This is a genomic window from Nitrospira sp. Ecomares 2.1 (genome assembly GCF_965152585.1).
The window spans coordinates 936821-962993 of sequence record NZ_OZ224219.1 but is presented as its reverse complement, the minus strand read 5'-3'; the positions used below and the strand labels follow the sequence as shown (position 1 = coordinate 962993).

At 49.1% G+C, this 26173-nt stretch carries 23 protein-coding genes; 7 read left to right on the top strand and 16 right to left on the bottom strand.

Translation table 11 applies throughout. From position 1 onward, the window contains the following. Positions 1 to 4 precede the first annotated feature (4 nt). The 3 genes from ACWHYD_RS04385 to ACWHYD_RS04375 are packed head-to-tail and all read right to left on the bottom strand — an operon-like array spanning position 5 to position 1272. On the bottom strand, positions 5 to 319 hold the full coding sequence (locus ACWHYD_RS04385; RefSeq protein ID WP_447964701.1) for a protease inhibitor I42 family protein: 315 nt from the start codon (positions 317 to 319) through the stop codon (positions 5 to 7). Between the two features lie 49 nt (positions 320 to 368). After that, positions 369 to 764, bottom strand: a complete 396-nt coding sequence (locus ACWHYD_RS04380; protein ID WP_447964700.1) for a Rieske (2Fe-2S) protein — start codon at positions 762 to 764, stop codon at positions 369 to 371. 10 nt (positions 765 to 774) lie between these two features. Then, positions 775 to 1272: a DUF192 domain-containing protein gene (locus ACWHYD_RS04375; RefSeq protein ID WP_447964699.1), complete on the bottom strand. Its 498-nt coding sequence runs from the start codon at positions 1270 to 1272 to the stop codon at positions 775 to 777. Between the two features lie 228 nt (positions 1273 to 1500). Between ACWHYD_RS04375 and ACWHYD_RS04370 the strand changes: the two genes are divergently transcribed. Continuing rightward, positions 1501 to 1833: a hypothetical protein gene (locus tag ACWHYD_RS04370; RefSeq protein WP_447964698.1), complete on the top strand. Its 333-nt coding sequence runs from the start codon at positions 1501 to 1503 to the stop codon at positions 1831 to 1833. Positions 1834 to 1922: 89 nt separating this feature from the next. On the opposite strand, the gene ACWHYD_RS04365 is transcribed toward ACWHYD_RS04370, so the two are convergent. Together ACWHYD_RS04365 and ACWHYD_RS04360 are read right to left on the bottom strand one after the other, a co-directional pair. After that, on the bottom strand, positions 1923 to 2420 hold the full coding sequence (locus ACWHYD_RS04365) for a hypothetical protein (protein WP_447964697.1): 498 nt from the start codon (positions 2418 to 2420) through the stop codon (positions 1923 to 1925). Positions 2421 to 2800: 380 nt separating this feature from the next. Continuing rightward, a complete protein-coding gene (locus tag ACWHYD_RS04360) occupies positions 2801 to 3439 on the bottom strand; it encodes an MBL fold metallo-hydrolase (protein ID WP_447964696.1) in 639 nt (212 codons plus the stop codon). Positions 3440 to 3729: 290 nt separating this feature from the next. On the opposite strand from ACWHYD_RS04360, the gene ACWHYD_RS04355 reads away from it, so the two are divergent. Further along, a complete protein-coding gene (locus ACWHYD_RS04355) occupies positions 3730 to 4497 on the top strand; it encodes a hypothetical protein (protein WP_447964695.1) in 768 nt (255 codons plus the stop codon). Between the two features lie 87 nt (positions 4498 to 4584). Here ACWHYD_RS04355 and ACWHYD_RS04350 read toward each other — a convergent pair whose 3' ends face one another. From ACWHYD_RS04350 to gltB, 3 genes are all read right to left on the bottom strand, one after another. Continuing rightward, entirely contained in the window at positions 4585 to 6078 is a 1494-nt protein-coding gene (locus tag ACWHYD_RS04350; RefSeq protein ID WP_447964694.1) for a multinuclear nonheme iron-dependent oxidase, read from the bottom strand. 267 nt (positions 6079 to 6345) lie between these two features. Beyond that, entirely contained in the window at positions 6346 to 7776 is a 1431-nt protein-coding gene (locus ACWHYD_RS04345) for a glutamate synthase subunit beta (protein WP_447964693.1), read from the bottom strand. Then, a complete protein-coding gene (gene gltB / locus ACWHYD_RS04340; protein WP_447964692.1) occupies positions 7769 to 12340 on the bottom strand; it encodes a glutamate synthase large subunit in 4572 nt (1523 codons plus the stop codon). Before gltB ends, ACWHYD_RS04345 begins: the two co-directional genes overlap by 8 nt. 307 nt (positions 12341 to 12647) lie before the next feature. On the opposite strand from gltB, the gene ACWHYD_RS04335 reads away from it, so the two are divergent. Next, on the top strand, positions 12648 to 13652 hold the full coding sequence (locus ACWHYD_RS04335; protein WP_447964691.1) for a polyprenyl synthetase family protein: 1005 nt from the start codon (positions 12648 to 12650) through the stop codon (positions 13650 to 13652). Between the two features lie 732 nt (positions 13653 to 14384). After that, the gene (locus tag ACWHYD_RS04330) at positions 14385 to 15338 is read left to right on the top strand and encodes a lysophospholipid acyltransferase family protein (protein WP_447964690.1); all 954 of its coding nucleotides are present in this window, start codon (positions 14385 to 14387) and stop codon (positions 15336 to 15338) included. Here ACWHYD_RS04330 and ACWHYD_RS04325 read toward each other — a convergent pair. Further along, complete coding sequence (locus tag ACWHYD_RS04325; protein WP_447964689.1) at positions 15335 to 15478, bottom strand: hypothetical protein; 144 nt, start codon at positions 15476 to 15478, stop codon at positions 15335 to 15337. The genes ACWHYD_RS04330 and ACWHYD_RS04325 overlap by 4 nt on opposite strands. Positions 15479 to 15819: 341 nt before the next feature. Here ACWHYD_RS04325 and ACWHYD_RS04320 point away from each other — a divergent pair, with 341 nt between their 5' ends. Further along, complete coding sequence (locus ACWHYD_RS04320; protein WP_447963655.1) at positions 15820 to 16155, top strand: DUF6788 family protein; 336 nt, start codon at positions 15820 to 15822, stop codon at positions 16153 to 16155. A gap of 40 nt (positions 16156 to 16195) precedes the next feature. After that, entirely contained in the window at positions 16196 to 17503 is a 1308-nt protein-coding gene (locus ACWHYD_RS04315) for an IS4 family transposase (protein WP_447965821.1), read from the top strand. Between the two features lie 24 nt (positions 17504 to 17527). Here the strand turns inward: ACWHYD_RS04315 and ACWHYD_RS04310 are convergent, their stop codons facing one another. The 5 genes from ACWHYD_RS04310 to lptF form a co-directional block, all read right to left on the bottom strand. Next, on the bottom strand, positions 17528 to 18481 hold the full coding sequence (locus ACWHYD_RS04310; protein WP_447964688.1) for a hypothetical protein: 954 nt from the start codon (positions 18479 to 18481) through the stop codon (positions 17528 to 17530). A 5-nt stretch (positions 18482 to 18486) separates the two neighbouring features. After that, a complete protein-coding gene (locus ACWHYD_RS04305; protein WP_447964687.1) occupies positions 18487 to 19452 on the bottom strand; it encodes a diacylglycerol/lipid kinase family protein in 966 nt (321 codons plus the stop codon). 107 nt (positions 19453 to 19559) lie between these two features. Next, positions 19560 to 20765 (bottom strand): CDP-alcohol phosphatidyltransferase family protein, encoded by a 1206-nt coding sequence (locus ACWHYD_RS04300; protein ID WP_447964686.1) that lies wholly within the window; start codon positions 20763 to 20765, stop codon positions 19560 to 19562. A gap of 299 nt (positions 20766 to 21064) precedes the next feature. Then, on the bottom strand, positions 21065 to 22135 hold the full coding sequence (gene lptG / locus ACWHYD_RS04295) for an LPS export ABC transporter permease LptG (RefSeq protein ID WP_447964685.1): 1071 nt from the start codon (positions 22133 to 22135) through the stop codon (positions 21065 to 21067). A gap of 94 nt (positions 22136 to 22229) precedes the next feature. After that, positions 22230 to 23288, bottom strand: a complete 1059-nt coding sequence (gene lptF / locus ACWHYD_RS04290) for an LPS export ABC transporter permease LptF (RefSeq protein ID WP_447964684.1) — start codon at positions 23286 to 23288, stop codon at positions 22230 to 22232. Between the two features lie 59 nt (positions 23289 to 23347). Here lptF and ACWHYD_RS04285 point away from each other — a divergent pair, with 59 nt between their 5' ends. Next, positions 23348 to 24076 carry a phosphocholine cytidylyltransferase family protein gene (locus tag ACWHYD_RS04285; protein WP_447964683.1) on the top strand — a complete coding sequence of 243 codons (729 nt, stop codon included), beginning with the start codon at positions 23348 to 23350 and terminating at the stop codon, positions 24074 to 24076. A gap of 69 nt (positions 24077 to 24145) precedes the next feature. On the opposite strand, the gene ACWHYD_RS04280 is transcribed toward ACWHYD_RS04285, so the two are convergent. Together ACWHYD_RS04280 and ACWHYD_RS04275 are read right to left on the bottom strand one after the other, a co-directional pair. Beyond that, positions 24146 to 24976: an NTP transferase domain-containing protein gene (locus ACWHYD_RS04280; RefSeq protein WP_447964682.1), complete on the bottom strand. Its 831-nt coding sequence runs from the start codon at positions 24974 to 24976 to the stop codon at positions 24146 to 24148. 27 nt (positions 24977 to 25003) lie between these two features. Then, positions 25004 to 26128 (bottom strand): N-acetyltransferase family protein, encoded by a 1125-nt coding sequence (locus ACWHYD_RS04275; RefSeq protein ID WP_447964681.1) that lies wholly within the window; start codon positions 26126 to 26128, stop codon positions 25004 to 25006. Between the last annotated feature and the right edge of the window lie 45 nt (positions 26129 to 26173).

Sequence of the window (26173 nt, the reverse complement as noted above, 5' to 3'; positions counted from 1 at the left end):
TTATTCAGGAAGGTGACTGCAGGACAATGACCTTAAAAATCCGTCGATCCTCTGCTGTAAACTTCCAAGCCATCCTTTTACTAAATTCCAAATGATGGGTCCCTGGTTCCAACGCTTGAAATTCAAATGATCGCCGACCGGAATCTACCGCATTATTACTAACAGTTCGAAGAAATTCATCTCCCACCAATCCCAGCGCTTTAGGGTCATAACTTGGCACCCATTGTTCCCCGCGGGTCCGATCTTCCCATAAATGCACCATAAAGGTGGCCGATTTGAACACCTGAATAGTTTTTGTCTGCACCTGCTCTATGTTCATGCTTTCACCTTGACGAAACCTTGACTCCTTGTTACGCCTGTAAAATCTATCATTCTCCTGTCAGCCAATCACGTTTTTTCAGACAGACAAAAACATTTCCCTTATCAACCACCACATCATAATTGACCACACAATAACCTCCGCCATCTGGCCCGAATCCCGATCGAATGTCAAATTGTTGATGATGCCACGGGCAAGAAACCACAAAACCTTTCAATCGGCCTTTCCCCAATGAGGCTCCCTGGTGCGGACAAATATCATTAATAGCAAAGCACCGATCATCAATGCGAAATACAGCCACACTTTTCCCGCCGACCTTGAATACACGCCCTTTTCCTTTGGGGATATCCTCCAGCTTCCCGACAAACACAAATCCCTCTTTGGGACTCAATGGTTCATGTATCCTGCAGTCCATATCACGCTCGGAACTGGAATCATTCATCATCCGTTTATCTTTACGAGACAAGCAATGTAAAGGTTACCTGCGCACCTATCTTAATTTTGGCTTGGTCCACAAACCCAGCATTGGCTTCAACAATATAACGCGCATCTTGAGGCGGGGGACCATACCAGGGACATTGCCTTTCACGGCATGGAAGAGCCCCTTCGACTATGTGCACGACAATTTTACTCTCATCGACCCAAATCACATCAACAGGAAATTGAAACTCTTTTGTCCAGACCCGATGGAGACCGGAATCTTCAAAAATATAAATCATTCCCTCATTGGGAGGAAGAGCATTTCTAAATGCCAATCCGAATAAAAGTTTTTCCGGTGTATCCGCAACCTCCGCTTTCAATACACCGCCCTCGGGAAAATTTATATTGATCACCTGTGTCTGTTCCGGAGCATTAAACAATAATGCACCGGAAATCAGGAACAACGCCATTACCAGAAGAAAGATAATTCGCTTTTTACTTGGAGCCCCTTTACCTTTGAGAAAAGACAACATGATTTTACATATTTCCTTATTTTTCTTCCCTTGCCTCGGTCCATGGAAATTTCCCCAGGCAACCTCAATTGAATCATTTCCCGATTTGCTCAAACAACAGACGAGGGATAAGATATTAAGATATCATGTAGATTGTTAACATTTCAGCCACAATGAAATATGGATAAAAAGCCCTCTCTCGACATTCATCACAAAGTAAACCTTTACCTCATACCATGGAGGCCTCGTATGCGCTACCTCCCAACTCTCCTGCTCGGAATCTCTTTGGTATTCATTTCCTTTACCAGCACCTCAGCTCACCCTTCGATTTCAACCGCCATCGACCGGTTTGTCTCTACCCTGTACCCAAAGGGTAGCCATTACTTCTGGGTGATTAATAACACCACAACCGAATCCCCCGAAGAAATAATTGTCGACCTCAACACCAGCGTCAGAAATTTACCTGATGAGGCACCGACGGAGAGTCGTTTTTTATTATTGGTTGTAGAAGGAGAACTGTTTGCGGCTCAGAAAATTCCGTTGAATGCTAATGTGGATTGTCGTAGCGATGAGGAAGTGTAGTTGATAAAGGCATTCATATATTAAATAAGCCCCATCCCTTGTGAAAAGGATGGGGCTTATCTTTACAAAACTCTACGTCTGAATAATTTCTACTTGGTCAACACTAATAATTGTCCACCAAGGTGGGCTGAATGTAGTTGACACTTATAATTCAACAAACTGTTCGAAGTCACATAGGTGAGATCACTGATGGGTATCCCAATATACTTGGTCTCACCTGGAGCCAACTCAAGGTTGATTTCCATCGTAGTTGGACCAGTCTGTGTGGAAGCCGCGGAAAGAGAAAAACCGTGCGCCTCCTTCATAGTATTGGTGACCTTGACCAAAACCGGCCTTCCGGCTCTACCACCTGTCGCACTGGAAATAAGACTCAAAATTGATACCGGAGGATACCAGACTTTCTTGCCACCAATTTCCATGGCATTCAACTCAATATCCACATCCAACTTTTGGAATGGCTGGCCCACGACAGATCCTGTTTCAAGGTCGCCAATTTCCACACCACCGGACTGTAACGCAAATGCTGCTGAACTTCCGGCCACAACGAACACTACACTTAAAAGGACGGATAGAAGCACTCTGTGCATCGCCTACCTCCTCATTGAGAAGCTGTTGATAATGAAAGTTTTACCTGAAAAACGCAAGCCAAATTTCTTATTTATACCGTCTTAGTTTTCAACAAGAGGGTTGGTTATAGCATATGACATTCTTCGACGCAAGATGGTATTTATAATTGCAATTCTTGGAGATTAAAATAGGAAAGTGTGCCCTATTAAATCAATAAGAGTACTAAGAAATACTCAACCCTTTTTCATTTTTTTTAGGATTAAGATTCCTTTCCTCAATGAAGAATGGGTTTTTATAACGGGGCAATTATTTTTTTAAGACTATTTTTCTCTTATTTCTCAACATACCTAATAGCCAATCCCAAAAGTCCCATTATCTTTCAAACATTAATCCTCAATGCTTATCCATGCACAAACATATTATGCTCTCGTTCCCATCCAATGGATGATTCAGGCCCATGCCCTGGGATCACAAGCGTGCTTTCCTTGAGGGTGTACAAGCGTTCTCGAATAGATCGCTCGATTATCTGACCATCTCCACCCCAAAGATCAGTTCGGCCAATTCCGCCACGAAACAAGGTATCCCCTGAAAACACCAAACTTTGGCTTTCAAAGAAAAAACAAACCGAGCCAGGAGTGTGGCCAGGAGTATGGATCACGGTTCCCGTATAGGGACCAACTTGCACTTCTGACTCATCTTTAATCCATTTGTCCGGCGGAGGGACAGGCACATAAGGAATATTAAACATTCGACATTGAATTTCCAGCATGCCCCAAAGATCCTGATCTTGCGGATGCAAAAACAGGGAAGCCCCGGTCGCCTCCTTAATATGACCGGAGGCTAGGAAATGGTCAAAATGGGCATGCGTATGCAAAACGGCAGTGACCGTGAATCCCATGGCATCAATTTCCCCGAGTATGCGCTCAGGGTTTCCCCCTGGGTCCACCACAATGGCCTGTTTAGTTTCGTTATCACCGATGATCGAACAATTACATGAAAGTGGAGGGACGGGGAAAGTTATTCTAATAAACTGATCCATTTCAGATTCCTCATAATGTTTCAACACGACCTACCTTCCACCCTTAAGTTGTCTTCAGATTTTCACGATTTCTCAAAGGAATAACAGATTATTCCCCATTCTTTATACCCCCTCAATATGGAAGTTTGAAATAAGAACTGATTAGGAATAAAATACCTAATAAAAGGTACCCATTTGATCAAATCACAACACTATCCTCCATTCACGGATGCGCTGAGCCGGTGAAAACTCAAGCATTCTTCCAGCGCCCGCGAACATTCCGGCAGAGGCAAGAAATACTCCCCTGCAGTGTGAGCAAGGCCTTTTACCTTTTGGCAGCCATACTCCTACTCTTTCTCACCGGGTGTCCCGAAGATCATTCTGCTTTTCAAGAAGAAAATAAAAAGCTGACCAAAAAGATCGACAAATTGGAGTCATTTATTCAATCACTGCAGGAAGGCAATAAAGTCCTACAACAACAAATCGACCGGCTGAACCAAGATGCTAGAACAGCCGAAGCGACACACAAAGAACAACTTCGAGATGCACAGGCTCAAATGGCGGAACTGGCAAACAGCCCCAAAAAAGATGGAGCCAAAATTAAAATATTGGAAGAAGAACATCGAAAGTTGGAAGGAGAAAACAAATGGCTCAGGAGCCAAAGGGACCAGATGAGGAAGACCCTTACCCTTCATCAAATTGGTGGTCAAAGCCAGGAGTTGCCGTTTCCCTTTTCCTCAGCTTCAGAAATCATAGAAGGCGCACTCACAAAAAACGGCTATTCAATACTTTCCAGCATGCAAACAGATCAAAAAGCCGTCTATATTACTGATCGCAAAACGTCACTTCCTCCCTCACTGGAACTATCAGGTTTTCGGAACCAATACCTCCTCTCGATTGAGAAAGGGCCTTCCGATCATACCATCATTTGGGTCCGTGCCGAATTCGAAAAAATTTCCAAAAACGGCCAGATGTTCTCAGCTCAGCAATCTGAAGTCACCGATATTGAACTGCGCCTCATTCAGGAAATTCATCAAGCCCTGTCTACCGGAGCAGCAGCCCAGGCCAAGAACTTTTAAATCCCTGCCAAGCAGAAGTTCCCAATCCACTATTCACCTGATCAGGTCACTGACAGACAGAACCGATTTTCCTAGGAACCGTCGTGGTTACGTCGATGCCCCCTGAGATGCGAGGAGGTATCCCTGAATAAGAAGTTCGGCTTCCTGTTTGACAAGGGAACTTGCCTCAGGAAAGATCTGCCCAATAAATTTCACAAATAAATCAATTTTGAGCAGAAAAAAATCATACTCAATCCCAGACTCAGATGTTCGAGGATGGGCAAACCAAAATTCCACGAATTGTTTCAATGAAATCCCGTATTGAGCCAAAAGATCACACGCATTGGGAAACATCACCCTCACATCTCCACCCCATGTGAGAATTTCATATGGTAAATACTGAGTCGCATACACATGAAGCCCCATATTCATTTCAGCATCCAAAGAACCAGGTACATCCAGCCGACCACTCAGGACTTCTCTGACCAGTGCCATGTACTCCCTGTATTGGAGGGTTAATCCATCACGGGTTTCCCTAGAAGGCTCGACGTTTTCCACTGGAAAGTTTGATTCCCTTTGCAATTCTGTGGCAGACGAACGCACCTGAGCAATCAAATGCCCCGGAGGCTCTACCATCTCCATCACCATTTTCATTTCCCGGCAGATAAGCGGTATGGGCTTATTGTCTACTTCTAAGGCGATTCCTTTGAGATTGAGAAGACGAGAATCCCCTAAAACCCGAGTCAGGAGCATAAGTAATTCGTCTGGGATGGGAGCCTCATGGGCATCAATCCAATTTTGGGGTCCGTGTGGCTCTGTATCAAGTCCGGTGTGGATGTTCGGATGGCAATCCAGACCGGCGATATGAATTTCAATGACTCTCTCCAGGGGAAATTGCTCAAGAAAGGCTTCGAAAAACGATTCCAGCCCCTGTTTTCGCCAAGCGCCGGAATATCGATAGGCCGTCCAGACGTGGCCCAGATCCAATACCAACCCGCAGGGTGACTTGGCTGAAATGTTCGCGAAAAATTCTGCATAAGGCATCTCACCCATCGAAAAATAGGTTAAGGGCGGAACCTCCAAAAGCAGCAATGGCGAGCTGACCTGCTGTCCCCAATCAAATTGATCGAGCTGCAGCTGAGCATTCCACGTCTGGTAAGCCGTAATTTCTGCAGAAGCTCTGGTAAATACGGGAGGCAAGTAGGTCCCGAACGAAAAGCCGCCTATTTCTTTGGCCGCACATTCTTGATTAACCCAATGAGGCTGTAACATTCGAAGATTGAAGGCAGTAGCCTGTAATCGCTCTTGAGAATTGTACGCGGTGTCCCAATCAGGTTGTGTGACCCAAATCCCCTCGGCATGGTAGGCCAGAGGAATGTCAGAAAGTCGGGCTCGAACCATCGCCAAAGCCTCCGAAGCCGCATGAAAGATTTCAAGATAGGCCATCGGGATTTGCTGACTTCGAAGTTCCTCGTATAGGTCAAATATATCAGGTGAATACACATCCACCGATAAACCAAGGCCCAGAAATGGAATCCTGCCTGCCCGCCGAAGGAAATCTTCGTAAATAGCCTCCCCACGTGACAAATCTGTATAGCGCAAAGGTTTCCTCATTCAGTGACTTAAGAAGCTAAGGGGATAATAATCCAGAGGAAAGACGTTCAAAAAATGCGCGTCAGCAAGCTCAATATTACCGGGACGAACAGAGCAGGGGAAGGAGGCATAGTCACAGCCACGTGACGGACGGACTGCTGTTGGTAGGACTCAACACTTTCTTGATGATCTGTGATGGACACACACCCACTTTACATTTCACAAGAGCTTTTGAAAAACCGACCTAAGCGGAAAACATCCAGGGATGGAAAGAAATCAGGACACCCGAAAGGATCGTCCAGCTTGTAGATACCGGTGAATCCCGGCCGCAGACTTTCTCCCTTCTGCAATAGCCCAGACAATCAAAGACGCGCCACGCTTAGTGTCCCCTGTGGCAAACACCCCATCCATATTAGTCATGAAGTGTTCATCAACAGCCACATTCCCACGAGAATCATATTGAAGCCCAAGAGAATCCAGCAGGCCCCCTTTAACCGGCCCGACAAACCCCATCGCCAACAAGACCAGCTCAACATCCATCTTGATCTCGGCCCCGGGAACAGGAACCACCTTTCCATTCTCAAAATTCACACGGGTCGCATGCAATCTGGTGAGGTGCCCATTTTCCCCTGAAAACTTTGTGGTGGAGATACTCCATTCGCGATCACACCCTTCTTCGTGGGCATGCGACGTTCGTAATTGCATGGGCCATAAAGGCCATGGTGTCGATTGAGCCCGATTCGGTGGAGGTTCGGGTAACAACTCAAATTGATGAGCTTCAACACACCCTTGACGATGAGCCGTACCAAGACAATCCGATCCCGTATCACCACCACCGATAATCACCACCCGTTTGCCTTTAGCCGATATGTGCTCTCCCAGAAGGGTATCCCCGGCCACTTGCTTATTCTGTTGAGTAAGATAATCCATGGCGAGATGAACGCCCTTAAGATCTCTTCCTGGAACGGGCAATTCTCTTGGTTGCTCGGCCCCCATCGCCAGCAACACCGCATCATAGTCACGACGGAGTGCCTCGACAGTGGTGTCCACACCAACGCACACGCTAGTCTGAAAGGTCACCCCCTCTTTCCGCATCTGCTCCAATCGACGGTCTAATACCCACTTCTCCATTTTAAAATCTGGAATACCATAGCGAAGCAAGCCTCCAATCCGATCAGCCTTTTCCAAAACTGTCACTTCATGACCAGTCCGGGCTAATTGTTGGGCCGCCGCCAACCCTGCTGGACCCGACCCGACAATGGCAACCCGTTTCCCGGATGAGACAACCGGTAGCACCGGTTCAACCCACCCTTCTTCAAACCCTTTATCAATAATATTCCATTCAATGACTCGGATAGAGACCGGATCGCTATTAATGCCTAACACACATGCTGACTCGCATGGAGCCGGACAGAGACGTCCGGTAAACTCAGGAAAGTTATTGGTGGCATGAAGCGCTTTGAGGGCATCTTTCCATCGTCCCTTATGTACCAGATCGTTCCATTCCGGGATCAAATTCACCACAGGACAGCCAGAGGGGCTTTGACAAAATGGCACCCCGCAATCCATACAGCGTGCACCCTGCGTTTTGAGTTTGTCGTCGGAAAAGGGTTCATAAATTTCTTTCCAATCGAGAACCCGTAGCTCAACCGGCCGTCGTCGAGGTCCTTCCCGTTTATATTTCAAAAAACCACGAGGATCAGCCACGGCTCACCGCCTCCCGCTCCCGTTGAGCATGTTCTTTGGCCAAGGCCGTTTTCCTTTCCTGCAGCACTCGCTTGTAATCACTGGGCATGACTTTGACAAATTTCGGCAACATCATATCCCACGATTCAAGAACCCTCCTGGCATTGGCACTTTGGGTGTAACGAAGATGGGCCTCTATCATCCCACGAAGGGTCTGTTTATCTTCCGATGACACAACAGGTTCTAATTCCACCATGCCCATATTGCAACGTGCGGGGAATTGCCCATCCTCATCCAACACATAGGCATCGCCTCCGGACATCCCGGCCGCAAAATTACGTCCCGTTTTCCCAAGAACCACCACCACACCCCCGGTCATATATTCACACCCATGATCACCGGTTCCATCAATGACGGCCCGTGCGCCACTATTCCGGACAGCAAACCGTTCTCCCGCAATGCCATAAAAATACCCTTCACCACCTGTCGCCCCATAGAGGGACGTGTTCCCGATCAGAATCGTGTCTTCCGGCGAATACGTCACTCCCTTCGGTGGAATCACAATAATTTTCCCTCCAGAGAGACCTTTCCCCAAATAGTCATTCGACTCGCCTTCCAGAATGAGCGTAATACCCTTCGACAAAAAGGCACCAAAGGATTGTCCAGCCGATCCGGTAAACTTAATCCGAATCGTGTCAGAAGGGAGTCCATCCGGCCCGTACCTACGGGCAATATGGCTTGACAGAACAGTCCCGGTGGTCCGGTTTACATTTCGTATAGGCAGATCCAAGGAAACCGACTCTCCCCGCTCAATGGCTGGTTGACACCATTCCACCAATTGATTATCCAAAATCTCCTTCAGACCGTGATCTTGTTTTTGCACACACGATGTGGCCACTTCAGGACCGACATCCGGCTTGATCAATAACGGAGACAAATCCAGCCCTTTGGCTTTCCAATGATCAACAGCTTTATGCACTTTGAGCTTATCCACACGTCCGATCATCTCCCGAATGGTCCTGAATCCGAGCTTTGCCATCAGAGAGCGAATTTCTTCCGCCACAAACATAAAGAAGTTCACAACATGCTCTGGTTTCCCCGTAAATTGTTTTCGCAACTCCCCATCTTGGGTGGCCACTCCTACCGGACAGGTATTGAGGTGGCATTTCCTCATCATGATGCACCCCTCAACGATCAATGGCGCCGTAGAAAAACCGAATTCTTCCGCCCCCAAAAGCGTCGCAATCACCACATCACGGCCCGTTTTAAGTTGGCCGTCGGTTTCCACTCGAATACGTCCACGCAGATCATTGAGCACGAGCGTCTGGTGCGTTTCGGCCAGACCCAATTCCCAGGGTACTCCCGCATACTTGATGGAGGATAAGGGAGAAGCCCCGGTTCCACCGGAATCACCGCTGATAAGGACTTTATCGGCATGAGCCTTTGCCACTCCTGCCGCCACGGTTCCGACCCCGACTTCGGCCACGAGTTTCACGGAAATCGCGGCTTCGGGATTGGAATTCTTCAGGTCAAAAATGAGTTGTTTGAGATCCTCGATAGAATAAATATCATGATGAGGAGGGGGCGAGATCAGTTGCACTCCTGGCGTGGAATACCGAAGCCTGGCAATAATTTCATCCACCTTGTGTCCCGGCAACTGTCCTCCTTCACCAGGCTTAGCCCCCTGGGCCATTTTGATCTGCAATTCCCGGGCATTCACCAGATAATGTGCCGTCACCCCAAAACGACCGGACGCCACCTGCTTTATATAGGAATTTTTGGAATCCCCGTTGGGCAAGGGGTTAAATCGTTCCGGGTCCTCGCCGCCCTCTCCGGTATTACTTTTGGCACCGATGCGATTCATGGCGATGGCCAATGTTTCATGTGCTTCTTTACTGATTGCCCCAAATGACATGGCACCCGTGGTAAATCGCTTCACAATTTCACTGGCAGGTTCCACGTCCTCAAGGGGGATGGGTTCGGCTGCCCAGTTAAACTCAAACAACCCACGAAGATTCGAGCGCCGTTGGTCTTCCTTATTCACGAGGGCTGAAAAATCGGCATAGGCTTTGGCATCATTCGCACGCGACGCATGCTGAAGTTTGTAAATCGTTTCAGGATTCCAATTATGATGCTCTCCCTGAATCCGATAATGGATTTCGCCACCAAAATCTAATTGGCGCATGGGGACGGGACGATAGGCCAGAGCATGCCGGCGCAAGGTCTCTTCACCCACCTCACTGAGACCAATGCCTTCGATCCGTGAAGCCGTTCCGGTAAAAAACCGATCAATCAACTGGTTATTCAGGCCAATAGCCTCAAAAATTTGAGCGCCACAATAGGACTGGACCGTAGAAATCCCCATCTTTGAGAAAATTTTCAGCAATCCTTTGTTAACTGCCTTGATAAACTTGGATTCGGCCGTCGCCGCATCGACACTTTCAGGAAAATACCCTTCCCGTTCCATATCCACGAGGGACTCAAACACCAAATACGGATTGATGGCCCCGACTCCGTATCCAATGAGGCAGGCAAAATGATGCACATCACGCGGTTCCCCTGTTTCCAGAATCAACCCGACCTCTGTTCGGGTTTCTTCTCGAACCAGATGATGATGAACGGCTGAGACACCCAATAAACTGGGAATAGGTGCCCACTCGGCATTAATGCCTCGATCGCTCAGAATCAGAAACTTTTCCCCATCCTTAATGGCTCTCGAAGCTTGCTGACATAATTGATCAAGAGCTGCAGCCATGCCCTCAGGTCCCTCAGCCACGTTAAAGAGCAATGAAAGGGTCTTACTTTTAAAGTGAGGATCTCCAATCATGCGAATCTTTTGCAGGTCAAGATTGCTAAGGATCGGTTGCTGCAATTTAATCCTTCGACAGGCCTCAGGAATCTCCGCAATAACGTTCGGCTTAGGCCCGATGTTGGTGAAAAGGGACATCACCAGATGCTCCCGGATCGGATCGATAGGAGGATTCGTGACTTGAGCAAACAATTGTTTGAAATATTTGAAAAGAAGTTGCGGCCGTTCGGACAACACGGCTAAAGGCGTATCGGTTCCCATTGAAGAAATAGGCTCTTCACCGGTTACCGCCATAGGAATCAACACCATTTTCAATTCTTCCACCGTATAGCCAAAGGCTTGCTGGCGTTGGCGCAACGTCGGATGATCGGGTTGCGGCACATTGAGTGGCTCAGGCAGTTCATCTAAAGACACCCGATATTGCGTTAACCATTGTCGATAGGGCTTCCGTTTGGTGATATCGGCTTTAATTTCTTCGTCGTCAAGAATACGCCCTTGGACGGTATCCACGACAAACATCCGACCCGGTTGCAGGCGTCCCTTCATGCGAATGGTCTTAGGATCTACCGGAAGCACTCCTGCTTCTGAAGCCAACACCACGACATCATCCTTGGTAATTTGATACCGGCAGGGACGCAGACCATTCCGATCCAAGGTCGCACCGACAAGTTTCCCATCGGTAAAGCACACGGCCGCTGGTCCATCCCACGGTTCCATCACGGCCGCGTGATATTCATAAAACCCTCGTCGGTCAAAATCCATTTGAGGATTTCCCACCCACGGTTCCGGAATCAACATCATCATGGCATGAGGCAGGGACCGGCCGGCCATCACCAAAAACTCAATGGCATTATCCAAACAGGCTGAATCGCTTTGCGTGGAATCATCGATAATCGGAAAGAGTTTTTTCAGATCCTCTCCAAATAGTTCAGAGGCCAGCCGCCCCTGTCGGGCCCGCATCCAATTGACATTCCCCTTCAGCGTATTAATTTCGCCATTATGGACCGAATAGCGATAGGGATGGGCTAAGGCCCAGGTTGGAAACGTGTTTGTACTAAAGCGGGAATGCACAAGGGCCAACGCCGAGGTAAATGTGGGATCCGCAAGATCGGGATAAAACAGTGAAACCTGTTCAGGCAACAACATTCCCTTATAGACAATCGTGTTGCCGGATAGACTGGATATATACACCCATTCTTTCCCCGGGAGAGCTGATTCCCGAACGGCCCGGGTTATGCGTTTACGAATGACATACAGTTTTCGTTCAAACTGCATCGGATTCAGTAATTCACGTGCGACAAAAAACTGTCGAATGGCGGGCATCGTTTTTCGAGCCTGTTCCCCGATTTGATCCTCTTTGGCTGGAACATCACGCCACCCTAAAAATCTTTGACCCTCTTCCCCTATGATCGCTTCAAAGACGGCTTCGCACTGTTGCCTGGTCTTGGCATCCTGGGGCAAAAACACCATGCCTACCCCATAGGCCCCGGCTACCGGAAGGTCGATACCAGATTCAGTGGCAACCCGATGAAAAAAATCATGGGGTATCTGGGAGAGAATTCCTGCCCCATCGCCGGTACATGGGTCAGATCCTTGTGCTCCCCGATGAGTCAGATTTTTGTTGACCTCCAGGCCCTTTTCTATGATGTCGTGTGATTTTTGCCCCTTTATATGGGCAACAAACCCGATTCCACAGCCATCATGCTCATTTCCAGGGTGGTAGAGGCCTTGGGCTGAAGGCAATCCCGGGAGATTCCACACTGGTTGGTTATGCACCTGTTTCACGTTTCACCTAAAAAATGTTGTTGGCCATCGTCACGAGGGAGACACGCCACCCCTTAGCAGAGACTCAATGGGCCATGTATGCCTTTGTGTGGTCCCGGAGAGCGACGGAAGAATAAGGGAAGAACGAATCAAAATTAAGGAACAACATTAATGGATGGTCAAAAAATCTGTCAAGACGATCCCCTTTTCCCTATGGAAATTTTTCCATCCAGCCATTTGGTTTTTAAAAATATGTTGATCGATTTCCAGCATGTGGTTCAGCTTGACAATCCACAGGCTACCCCCTAGTATCGCCGCCATGCATCAGGAACCAGCCCTCAGAGACCTGGAATCCATGGAGGATGTGTGGGAAGCCTTTCGGCCGGACCTAATTGAGGTTGAAAGCCAGATTACCAAACACCTTGAATCGCATGCCCCGCTCATAAATACCGTCGCTGGTCACATCTTTGCCAGTGGAGGGAAACGTATCCGTCCGCTGCTTCTGATTCTCTGCGCTCGTCTCTGTGGATATCTCCAAAAAGACTTTTTGTTGCTGGGCAGTCTCGTCGAGTTTATTCATACGGCCACGTTATTACATGATGACGTCTTAGACGAAGCCGACCTCCGACGGGGACAACCTACCGCAAGGAAACTCTGGGGAAACCAGGCCAGCATCCTTGTGGGCGATTATTTGTATTCTCAGGCCATGGCCCTGATTGCCACCTTCCACAATCATGGCATCAACGAAGCCTTAGCGGATGCCTGCCGAAAGATGGCTGAAGGGGAGGTTCTTCAACTCTGCGCCAATAGTCAACCACACCTATCGGAGGCCGCCTACCTCAAAATTGTTGAATATAAAACAGCAGCCCTTGTTGCTGCCTCCTGTAAGGTTGGGGCGATCGTTGGAGGTGCCTCAATCGAAGAACAAGCCGCTCTTTATCGGTTTGGCTATCATCTTGGCATGGCCTTTCAATTGGCTGATGATCGCTTGGATTATGCGGCAGACCGTGCAAAACTCGGTAAAGCCCTTGGTCAGGATATTCGCCAGGGCATGATTACCATCCCATTACTCCACCTTCTCCAGACTTGCTCTTCTCAAGACAACCAATGGATCACCGAAAAGATTTTGGCCCATGCCATTGAAGATGAGGACGTCACGAAAATCATCCAATTAATGCAGAAACAAGGATCACTGGCCTATTCCACCGCTCGAGCACGGGAGTTCGTCGAAGCCGCGGCCCTTGACCTTGAACCGTTCTCCGCCTGCACCGCCAAACGATCCCTCTCCATCACCGCCTGCTACATGGTCAACCGCGACCAATAACACTCCAAAATTCTTCGTAGTTCCTTTTTCGAAGTATAAGAATCGAGCATTGGCTCATTCTTCGCCTAAGCCCATCCTCCACCCCCTGTCATTCCCGCCAGTTTTTGGCGGAAATCCATCTTCGCTTTTGAAAGTCCCCAAAACGGTGTTTTAAGACAATGCGTCTTACTCGTTTATCAAATGACCATGTCTGAGCGATGTTCAATGTTGCCGGGTCTTGCCCCGGCAGGCAAGGTCCTTTTCTTTCTGGAAAAGGACCCAAAACCATTGACGCTCAGTCCGACCTCATTAGATAGGACGGCCGCGGAATACAAGAGGGCGGTCCAACTCGCGGAGGCTGTCCTGAGTCGGGGCGAAGGGCTCAAACAAGGCCCGCCAAGAAAAAAGAGCGCCCGTCCCCATGATCGGACAGCAGGCGTCGTAAGCAAATGAACAACACACCATGAAAAAAGTGGCTGACAGGCGCTGTACCGAAGGCGCGGCGCAAATGGAGAAATCGATTTTTTGCTTAACACATAGGCAGGAGTCATTTGTAACACAGGAGTTAAAGCCTAAAAACCGGAACGGGTGAATTGAAAGGTCAGGGGACTGCCTAATTACCCTGCCAACATGGGCACGTGCTAGACCAGCCCGCCGACGCGAGCGCTTCGGAGTTAGGCTCAGATACGACTATCGCAAACCGACTCAAACGCAAATGTTCGAAATTTCGCCCCATATGACGTAAGATTAACAATGGCTGAACACTATTTAATTTCTCGCCGCCTAAGCCTGGCTTTCCCCTCGCTAAAAAAAATCGTGTGGAAAATTGAAGCATGGCTATTCGCTGGAGTTTTTCTGGTATTAAGAGCATTACCTATGCAGTTTTCGGGGGCGCTTAGTGGCGGGATTTTCAAAACATTCGCAGGTTTCACTCCAAGGATTAATACAGCCAAAAAAAATTTGCGACTGACCTTTCCCGATAAAACCGAACAAGAGATCCAGCAACTTAGCCGAGAAACCTTTCACAGCCTGGGGCTTGCTCTTTCAGAATTAATTCATATGCTTACAGTGTGGGAACAGCGTGACCAACGCCTTGAATTTTCCGTTGCCCCAGAGAGCGAAGAAGTTTTGTGCGGTGATCGACCCATCGTTTTTGTTACTGCACACACCCAAGCCTGGCAATTCACGAATTTTTTGGCAGCCCAATTTAGTTTGCGTGTCTCTATCATCTATGCACCGGAGTCCAACCCCTATCTTAGAGAGTTTTTTTTCAAATTACGCAACGCCTTCCCCGTACGCCTGGTATCCCGTGATGGTGGTATTCGAACGCTGGCTCGCGAACTCAAGAATGGCCATTCCATTGGTTTGGCCATAGATACGCGGCTGGACGGTGCCGAAATGATCCCCTTCTTTGGTATTGAGGCACCCACGAATACCACGCCGGCTCGCCTTGCCTTGCGCAACCAATGCGCTTTTATCCCGGTTCATGTGGTGCGACTGCCGGACTATCGTTACCGAATCTGTGTGGACAAACCAATACTCCCCGACAACCCTTCAGCATCTTCCTCGGAACAGGCTATCGATATGACGTGTCAATTGAATCGAAAATTTGAACAGTGGATTAGAGAAGCACCGGGACAATGGATATGCCTGAAACGTCGCTGGCCTAAAAAGTCAAAGGTAGATAGAGTAGAGGTAGAGCACTAGCCCTCCCCTGTGACTACTCTCGAACGCTTCGACGCACGAGAATACGTCAAAACCGCCGTCTCGACCTCGAACCGTTCTCCGCCTGCATAGCCAAACGATTCCTCTCCATCACCGCCTTCTACATAGTCAACCGCGATCAATAGCCTCTCCTTCCAACAATAAATCCGGTATTGAATGTCCTAAGGAATAGCCTTCTTCCTTACACACCTACAAAGCCTGCATGTATTTTTTCCCGTCATTTCCCCAAGTTTTAGCGGAAATCCATCCTGTCATCAATCCGTGTGACCGCTTGAACGGTGGAAGCTCACGCCCTTGAGTTATATCCAAGCGACTTTTGACGTTGCCGGGTCTCGCCCCATAGCTGTTAAGCTAAGCCAAAGATGTTCCTTGTTCCTCCGCTTGCCTTGCGCTTTTTTTGTGCTATATTACCGATAGCATTATAGAGCTATCGGGTTTAATGAGAAACTAAGAGGAGGCACCGATGACGCGAGAAGAGCAGACCCTGCAACGGATTCAACGGCAGCTGGCCACCTTGGGCCCGGTTTTGCCGGGGAGCCTGAGTGAGCAGTGGAATGTGTGCGGGACACCGGGCTGCCGGTGCAAAGCTCCCTCCAATCCCAAGAAGCATGGGCCCTACTATCAGCTCAGTTTTACTGTGGCGGGCAAGAGCTCCACGCTCTTCGTCCAGAAGGAGGACCTGGGCGAGGTACGGCGGCGACTCAAGCGCTATCAGCGCTTTAAGGTGTTAACCACGGCCTGGGTCCAGGCGTGTCTCGGCCTGGCTCGCAGCCAGGGCTTCAGGGGGGCGTCAGCATGAGGGGGCTGCCGAAGTTGTTTGCGGGGTTAAAAAAAACGAGATCACTCGACTGGCCAAACACACGGGATTTCAGCAACGCCACGGGCGGCTCACGCCCTATGACTTTCTCGTCCTGCTGACGCTGGGCCAACTGGGGATGATGCATCCGTCCTTGGAGGGGATGGTCGCGGCGCTCTCCTCGCGCATCAGTCGCGAAGCCTTACATCAACGCTTTACGGCCTCAGCGGCCGTCTTTCTCCGCCACTGTCTGCACACCGTGCTTCGACACAAACTGCAGCCGGTGCCGATCCGCACGAACCTGCTCCAGCCGTTTGCTCGCGTCCTGCTCGTGGATAGCTCGAGTTGGGATGTCAGCGAGCAACTGGGCGCGATCTTCCCCGGCTCGGGGGGCAACGCCTCCACCGCCAATTGCAAGCTTCAAACGGCGTATGACTATAAGCAGGGCGAACTGACCTTTCTGGCGGACACCGCCGGTACCGTGCCGGATAATCGCTACACCGACCACCTGCCCGCTCTGGTCAACACGACCGACCTGGTGCTCTTCGATCAGGGCTACTTCAAGCTGGCGACCGTCAACGCCATGATGAGGAAAGGCGCCTTCTTTCTGACGCGCTTGTTCCTCGACACCACGGTGCACGATGGCCAGACGGGCGAGCCGCTTGACCTCGGCCAGGTCTTACGGGCCGCCCCGGGGACGACGGAGGAACGCCTGGTGTGCCTGGGGCAGGGCAAGAATCAAACGCGCGCCTGTCGGCTGGTCTGCCTGCGCGTGACCGCCCAGGTGGCCCAGGCCCGACGCCGGCGGTTCAAGGCCCACGCCCGCCGACAAGGCCGGACCGGCAGTCCACGGCATGTGGCCATGTGCGACTGGACGCTCTTGATCACCAATGTGCCGGAGCCCTGGGTGCCCTTGGACATGGTCCGGGCCTTGTATACGCTCCGGTGGCAGATCGAGTTGCTGTTCAAACAATTTAAATCCATTCTGCGTGTGCATCAGTCGGCCACCGGCAATGTTCATCGCTTGCGATGCGAGCTTTACGGCAAATTGATTGCCGCGGTGTGGGTGCAGCGGCTGCATGCGGTCGCCAACACCGCCCGGTGGAATACCTCACGCCAAGAGATCAGCCTGGCGAAGCTCTACAAGCGGCTCCAGGAACGCGCGTTTCTCCTCGCGCAATTCGTCATGTGGTCGGAGGCCCACGCCATGGGCTATCTGTCCCAAGAGCTTGAGTCGCTGCTCAGGCACTGTCGAAAACATCGACAGCGCTCACGGATGAGCACGCTGGACATGCTCGAAGTGGGCTTCGATCCGAAACTCTACAGAGGGCAAGGGCAAGGCTTAGCTTAACACCTATGGGCCGAAACCCGGCATCTACCGGAAGGCCCCTTTGCGATAGAGGCGCCAGAATGTCGTAAGTCCGGCCCAAATGGGATGCCGACGCTGGGCGGGGGTCAATTCGATTTTCACTCCGGAATGCCGCTCGATTTTCCAGATGAGGTAGTCCGCCCCTCCCTGAAACGTAAAGGCCGCTTTCATCAACCGCAAAATAGATAACACCTTCCCCTGCACTTTCCGAACAATCCAGGCTATGCGATTCTTCATGTGGTCCCACCTGGAATATTCCATCTCATACATGATTATGTCATTCCCCTGAATGACCTTGATCTTTGGGAAATTGGCTGAAAACGCCGCATGTGCGACTTGTTCATAATAGGCTTGGTTACTGTCCCACAATGTGGCGATTCGCCCTTTTGATTCGGCACGTAATTCGGCGCTATAACTGAGGGCCAACCCAATACTCCATGCATCTTTGGCAGAAAATTGTTGCGGCATTTGAGGAACAACATTCCCCAAAAATGTCAGGACCGCCCGTCCCAAGCCTGAAATAATCCGTTGACTTATCGTGTGGCTCGGACTGGCCATCACGGCCGTCGGTTGCGCAAAGCGTCCCCAAAAGTATGAATGAAACCATTTTGAAGTCACACTTCGCTCAAAATCCCCTAACGAGAGCACGGCATACTTCATTCGAACAATCCGTCCTTCCAGGTTCACTTCTCCATAGAACACGTTTGGTGGAAGCCAACGATTGAGGAGGGCCAACCAAACAGACTGGTAGACCGAAGCATACTGATCCACAATGACATAACAATCCACTAATCCGTCTTGATCCGTTCCCGCCCGCAGGCAGGAGCCATACAATAAGATTCCTTGGACAGCATTCCCGTATTTTTTAGCCAGGAAATTTCCCGCTGCTTGAATAGGCACAGGAATGGGTCGAGCGCTCGGCTGGCTCACGACCTCGAGGACTGTTGGGGAGCCATCCATCACAGTTATTCAGTCTTTAACCGCACAAATGACAACTCGCCAGGAGAATCCAGGGTTAAAGGCTCTTCAGGCAGGGAAGACGCATACACTTCACCATCCAAGACAAATCCGCTGTTAAACACTAAACGAAGCCTTGAGAGATTTTCACTGACATAGCCATGTTCTGTCGTGGCTAAAGGGTGGGTCTTCCCACGAAACAATGTTGGCAAGGCACGCCATAAATAGCGATACGGCACTCGAAGACTCGTGTATCGCAGAGGCTGGGATTGCTTGCCCCAGAACGGTTTCATCCCTAAAAATAAGCGATCCAGGGTGGTGACCAACAAGACTAAATACTCATGCTGGAGAGGTGCTGATTCTCCAGTTGCCACACGCACCGTGATCGGATTCAACCCTTTTCGGGACCCGGAGGCCAACGCCAATAAAAATTTCAGCAGAATCAGCCCGGCTCCCCATTCCCCTAACCGGCCTATCGATTGTTTGGTTTCAATGCCGAGTTGCGTGCCATGATAAATAGCCCCGGCCCCGAAAAACATCCCATGCAGGGGTTCGCGGCTTTCTGGAAATTGAATACGAAGAACTGGTCGTGTTTCAAAACATAATCCCGGAGTCATGGCTTCGGCTTGAACCAATAACTGTTCAAGCGTGTGTGACTCAAATCTCCCTAAACCCACATCTCCCGCAATCAGATTGGCCGTCCCTGCTGGCAACACAGCCAACCGGGGCATGAGGGCAAACGGACGATGATGAAACAAAGCCCCAATGGTGGCTTGAATGGTCCCATCCCCTCCATTGACGACCACACAATTCACCTGACGGTGGGCAAACGTCTTCAGAGCTTCCAGGATATCCGCAGGCGTGCTGACCTCAGCCCGTTGCACTTCGGGATATTTGAGGTAAATTTCCTGGAAAAGGGCTGGCTTCCGCCTATTACGACCACTCAGCGAATTATGAAGGATCCCCACATGCATCTTAGACCCGGTGCGACCGAGCTCAAGCGACGGCAAAGATGAGATAGGAAGCATTTACATTGGGGAGTTCGGGTAGACGTACAAATATGTCATATCTACATGAACGATCATTTGATGGTGACCGGAGGATTGGTAAACATTCTCACTGCCAAAGAATTTCGATTCACTGGATCGATCTCAGCCAACCAGGAAGTGAGGGAACCTACCCGAGCTTTTCCCCAGCCCGCCATTAGGAGTCTGCCCAGAAGAATCAAAGTCGAGCCCACCGTCCAAATGGCCACAGCCTCCAAACCCAAATCGGGACGTCCAACAAGAAGGCTAGCCGTTAAGAAGATGAGATTAGGATTACGCCGAGCCGTGACAAGCCTGAAATAGGAGTCCAACGGTTTCCAACAAAAGATGACAAATCCCCCCAACCACCATTGAAAAATTCCTTCAACCATGCGTCCCAACACATATCCGAGCAAAATGATTCCAAAGGTGATTTCCAGAGTCAACCAAGAGAGAAAAGGGGAAAACGCGGTGAGACCCAACCCCCAAGCTAAATACCAAAGAGGAGGGTGGATTAAATCAATGCCATGATCAAAAATATTGCCCCATTTACTGGAGGTCACCGTTACTCGAGCTAATTTTCCGTCCACCGTATCGAGGAACGTCATTATCCAGCCCAGGACAAGTCCCCAGAAAAACTGCCCAAACGCGAACAACACTCCCGCGGCAATCACAAGTAATAAGCTCAGCGAGGTCACCTGATTAGGCGAAATCCCCCAACCCGCACAAAGCCGAGTGGCCCATTTGGCCGGAACAGGCCAAAGAAACTTCGTCACCAGATCAGTGACGCCTTTATATGATCCCGTAAATAAATGTTCTTCCAAAGCCACCCGGTTATTTTCGCGAATGGGGAACACGTAGGGATGATCAGTTTTTCGCAATTCGTTTGAAAAAGAAATTGAAAGATCTTGCAATGTCACAGATTGTAAGTTTGCAACATCTCTGGTGTGTTCTCGTTGCATCCCTTCACACGTTGCGGAAGCTAAAGTGGAATCGACATGAGCCATAACCGGGCGCAACCCAGCTTGAACCTCAACTTCCAGGACAACATTGGTTTGTTTCAGGAGGAAGGAGAATATGCGCGCATCAAATAAAAAATCTCCTCTAATAACAAGAAGCGAATGATCGGATGGAAGATCGCTGAGATTATTGAGAAAATTCCCAACCCCCAATCGACTTAACATTCGTTCATACCGGATACGGGAGGTCAAATTCCACAAACGGACATTCGGATCATTGATAATATATGCAGACACAGTCATTGAACTACCACGCCTTATTTCCCTTACACATTAAATATTAATAGAGTCGACTGACTTTCCCTTACTAACTGACGGAGATAAATCTGATTGCGGTCTTAATCCGGTCTATGACTGCCATCGGAATTCATTCCAACAAATCCCTAGAGCATACGCCTGAATTCGCAAACAACATGGCTTATACCTCATCAATGGGATGCCGATAAATATCCCCCATGCCCCATCGACCGGGACCAGACACCCACATGGAACCAAAGAGTCGTTGATCATGCATGATCTCTATGTCCACTTTCCACTACTTTTCAATTGAGATAACGCCGCCACAAAACAAACGTGACAAGGGACAACAGTAGGAAGGGAGCGGCCGTCGTCAATAACGGAGAGGCTCCGAACAAAATTCCAACATGTTTAGAAATTTCCGTCATCAAATAATATGCCAGACCGACCAGGGATCCAATGAATACCCTCTTCCCAGCTGGAGACATTCGCAAGGGACCGAAGACAAACGGTATGGCCACTAAGATCATGAGACCGGTATTCAAGGGCATAAATATTTTGTCCCAAAAGCTTAACTCATATCTCAGAAAATTTTGTTTTTTACGTTTTAAGAATTCCATGTATTGGTAGAGCTCCGAAGGGGCCAATGTGGAAGAAGGAAGAGTCAATAACCGGACTTCATTCTGTTTAAGCGGAGAGTCCCATTCCAGGCTCGCCAACTGCTCCTGAGAAACACGATATCCGTGAATGACCTGCTTTTTAATATTTTTCAGAGTCCACTTCTGAGGATTGACAATTTCTGCCTCTTGAGCATGCATATAGAAGTCCAATTGGCCGCCATCATTAAATTCAAAAATATCAAGGCCTTGCGGACTCTCTCCGTAGCGAATTTGATGAATTCTGATGAAGCGCCTTCCTTCACGAAACCAGAAACCCTGCTTTCCCTTATAGGCCCCGGAATCCGACAGGGCCATTGATCGCTTAAAATACGCCTCCTGGTCCAGGGGAGGATTGACAACCTCTTCCAGAATTCCCACGAGTACAATAAAACATGCCCCAACCTTCATCACCGACCAGGCTATTTGATAGGGAGAAACTCCCCCGGCCTGCATTGCGATGAGTTCACAACCATTGGCAAGCCCCCCTAAGGCCATAATACTCCCTAATAAGGCTACAAACGGAGCCAAAAACACCAGTCGGCTTGGCATGGTCAGCAACAAATACTCACTCGCGCTCCAAAATGTATAACGGCCTTTGCCTACCTCATCCAGTTCTTCAACAAAAACAATTAAACTAAAAACCGCCAAAAAGATCGCCAGGACCGGAAGATATCCCTTTAGTAAACTACCCGCCAGGTACCGATTGAGAGTTTTCATGAAAATATCGTGAAGCCCATTGACGGGGGTTTATCTCTTACCAGGCATCCCGTCAGAATACCTGAGAATATTGGAAAACCATGGACTACTGCTTCTACGATAAAGACCTGGTGAAACGTTTGGGGGCCAGCCAATAGGCTAGTAAGGCTCCTAACCCAAGAATAATCCACCAAAGACCGGGAATGATGGGGAGGTTGCCTTGCTCCACCAACGTCTTCACCATCAACTGGGCAAAGTAATAGACTGAAAAAATTACGGTGGCTGTGAAGGTTTTGGCATATTTGCCTTGTCTTGGAGAAGCACGACTCAAGGGAACTCCTAGCAGACCCATGAGAATAGCCGAAAAAGGAGCGATAAACCTCCATTGAAGTTCTGCGATATCCTTGCGAGCATCAGATTTTAATAAATTTTGTGTGGATTCGGCCTTGCGTTTATACTCCGCTACAAGCTCCTGAGGATAAATTGCTAACCGTGAAAAACCAGAAATGTGCTTGATCTCCCCCTCCCTTGTCAGTTTATATTCGAATCCATCAAAGAGAACTGGAATCGAGATACCACTTTGGGGATCAATCTCCTCTTGAGCGGTCTTTGCCGAAAAGACTTGCAAATTATCTCCGTTTTCACTTTGAACAAAGACCCCACTTAATTTTTGATGGTCTTGATCGACACCCTCTGCAAAAAACACCAGGGATCCATTTCGTCGTTCATAAAAATGCCCGGCATCTAAATTGCTCAAACGAAATCCAGCCTCTCCTTCAGCCTTTAATCGATAACTTTCCTCATAGGCCAATGGACGAAGATACAAAGAAAAGATGCTGACAATCACGCCCACAAAACAGCTAAGAACAAAAATCGCCAGAAGGATCCGATACGGATTGACACCACACGCCATAAAGGCTTTCATTTCAGAATCGGTATACAAACGGCCAAAACCTAAAATAACCCCGAAATACAACGAAATAGGAATGAGGACCTCAAGCGCAATTCCCACTTTTAACGCAATGAGCGTGAGAATCATATTTGCCGGCAAAAGTGCATTGACGGCCTTGGCTAAAAATGTGACCCAACTGTATCCGGCAAACAAGGCCACCAAAAGGCCACAGACGACAGCTGTTGGCTTCAGGACCTCTCGAACTAGATATCTGACTAACATCGACCATACCTCAACACAGCAATAGACAGTGAACATCTCATGATAGGAGGCTTACCACGATGAAAGCCGTGATCTTAAGTGCTGGACAGGGAAAACGGTTACTCCCGCATACAGTCGACAAACCCAAATGTACCGTTCCGGTCAATGGACAACCAATTGTGAAATGGCAAATCCAGGAACTTCTTCGCCTGGGAATTGATTCCATTCACATTGTGGTAGGGTTCGGGGCCGAGAAGGTCGAAGCTCTTCTGGCTGACGATATCGCCTCCGGTTCTGTCCGTACGATCTATAATCCATTTTTTGCCATGGCAGATAATTTGATGAGTTGTTGGGCGGCCCGAAACGACATGACCCAGGATTTTATATTAATTAATGGGGACACCCTATTTGAATCGGCGGTGCTACAAGGTCTGCTGCAGGCCCCCCCTACGCCCATTACCTTAGTAACCGATGAGAAAGCTTGCTACGATGCTGACGACATGAAAGTCATCGTCCGTGGCACACAATTGGATCGAATCGGCAAAACCCTGCCAATCGAACAGGTAAACGGAGAGTCCATCGGCATGATCCGTTTTCAGGGCAATGGACCTAAAATCTTTCTATCAACACTAGACCAACGAATTCGTAAACCGGAGGCCCTCAAGCAATGGTACTTATCACTCCTCGACGAATTGGCCCAACAGGGTCATGTGTCCACTTTTTGCATTAAGGGGTTGAATTGGGCTGAGATCGATAATCCATCCGACTTAGAACATGCTGAACGTCTGTTCAAAATTCATCCCTCGTGAAATGGGGCTCCAACGATTACTTACGTTAGGTGATTGTCGAGGAAGACGCCCATGCCCATTCCTCCATGATTAGCCAGGAGCCACGCCTTTCTCCATGTCTTCCTGTCGTTTCGCCAAGATGGCTTCCGCCAAGGCAAGATCTTCAGGAGTGTCTACATCAATAGCCGCTTCGGGAAACGGAAGCAGCACTTCTTGCACCTGAAGATTGAGCTTCCGCCCAAGTCGATTCAAGGCTTCCGCAAGCGACAACCAACCAAATAGATAACGGACCAGGGCCAGCCCTCCAAGAGTTCGAATCAGGCGAATGGGATGCTTGCGCTCTCGCTCAACCTGGCTCCAAAATTCCACCATTCGCTTAGCCTTTGGGGTGCAGAGAACAAAAAGATTACACCCGCAAAACCCTCCGCCCGTGAGTCGGGTAACCGTTCGCTTAGATTGAGGGTATGACGCCACAACTGAGGAATACGGCACCAGCCCCACGGCCACATCCATCTGTTTTTCCTGCACCGCATGGAGAAAATAATCAACCATTTCTGCCGTTAACAAGGCATGGTCCGCCGTCGTGACCAGAACAGGGAATTCCTGAGGGTGTTCATCCAAAAACCTCGCAACACTCAGACTCGGACCTTGTTGAGGCTCCACCCACTGTACCCCTCCTGACTCAATCAATGTTCCTAGAAACGGATTATTTTGTATTGTTTCCCATGAAGGCCCGCATAATATTCTTTTCCCCACCGTGCGCGACTGGTCTAACGTCTGCAATACACGGGAAATCATGGGTTCCCCACCCACCTGTGCCAGGACCTTAGTTGATACCCCTGCCATCTGGGCAACCGGATCTCGCCCGGATCGGGCACCAGCAAGCACCAGGGCCGTCACAGGTGGATGGTCAAGCTCCATATGGCTTCACGAAACACATATCTGCATTCATTGAAGATGCTTCTCGTAAATTCTATACGTCTTGTATGGTTCGGCTCCGAGGGATTCTAGAATGTGACGCATGCGTTTATTATTTTCTAAAATCCAGGACATTTCGACATGCTGAATTTGTTTTCGAAGCCCTGCTTCCCTCACCGCTTCAATTAATCCATAGGCCATCGCCGCACCCATCGGACTTGATTGAAATCGTTTACGCACGCCCATTAAGGCAACCCGACCCGACCGGGGATAGGACGCTTTCAACCGCCATAAGATTTTCAGCCAACCCCATGGAAATAGATGCCCATTCAGATCTCGAATGACCTCATGCATATTGGGAAAGGCAACCAACATCGCCGTTGGTTCACCATCGATTTCAGCGATCTGGACAAAATCATCTTCAACCAATAGCTTAAGCTGCTGTCCGATCTCAGCAAATTCTGCATCGGTAAACGGAAGAAATCCCCAATTATCTGACCAGGCCTCTTCGAAAATATCCTTAATAATCGCTAAATCTTCATTCAGATGCTTCCGCCGTAACGGACGAATTCGCATCGAGATTTTCGCTTTTTTGAGAAACAGAGAAACTCCAGGGGGAAAACTAAAATGTATTCCAATACGATAGGCCAGAAGATCTTGGGCCTTTTCATAGGCATTTTGTTCAACACCGTATGGGTAGTAAGGCATGGCGTGGCCCATCATAATCATGGGCGGTGAATCAAACCCATCAACCAACAGACCACATTCCTGATTGATCGACAGGTTAAACGGCCCACGAACGTTCGTCATCCCCTGAGTCTGAAGCCAGGTTTCCGCAGCCTGAAATAGCGCCTGAAAGATACTGGACTCCTCCTCTGCTTCAAGCAGGCCAAAAAACCCCGTCCGATCCTGATAACGATTGAGATGCAGGTCATCAATCTGGGCAGAAATTCGACCAACGGGTTCCTGTCCTCGATAAGCCAGCCAACATTGCCAACGAGCATGTTGAAAATAGGGATTTTTCTGGGAAAAGGTATGGAGCCGTTCGACCAATAAAGGCGGAATCCAATGAGGATCTGAGTGGTACAACTTCCAGGGAAGGCGAATAAACTCTTTGAGACCGGCGCGGTCGGTGACCGGTTCAATGCGAATCAAAACGCCTTTCCCCAGCCATCTTGGCGCACCCTTCGCCTACAGGAA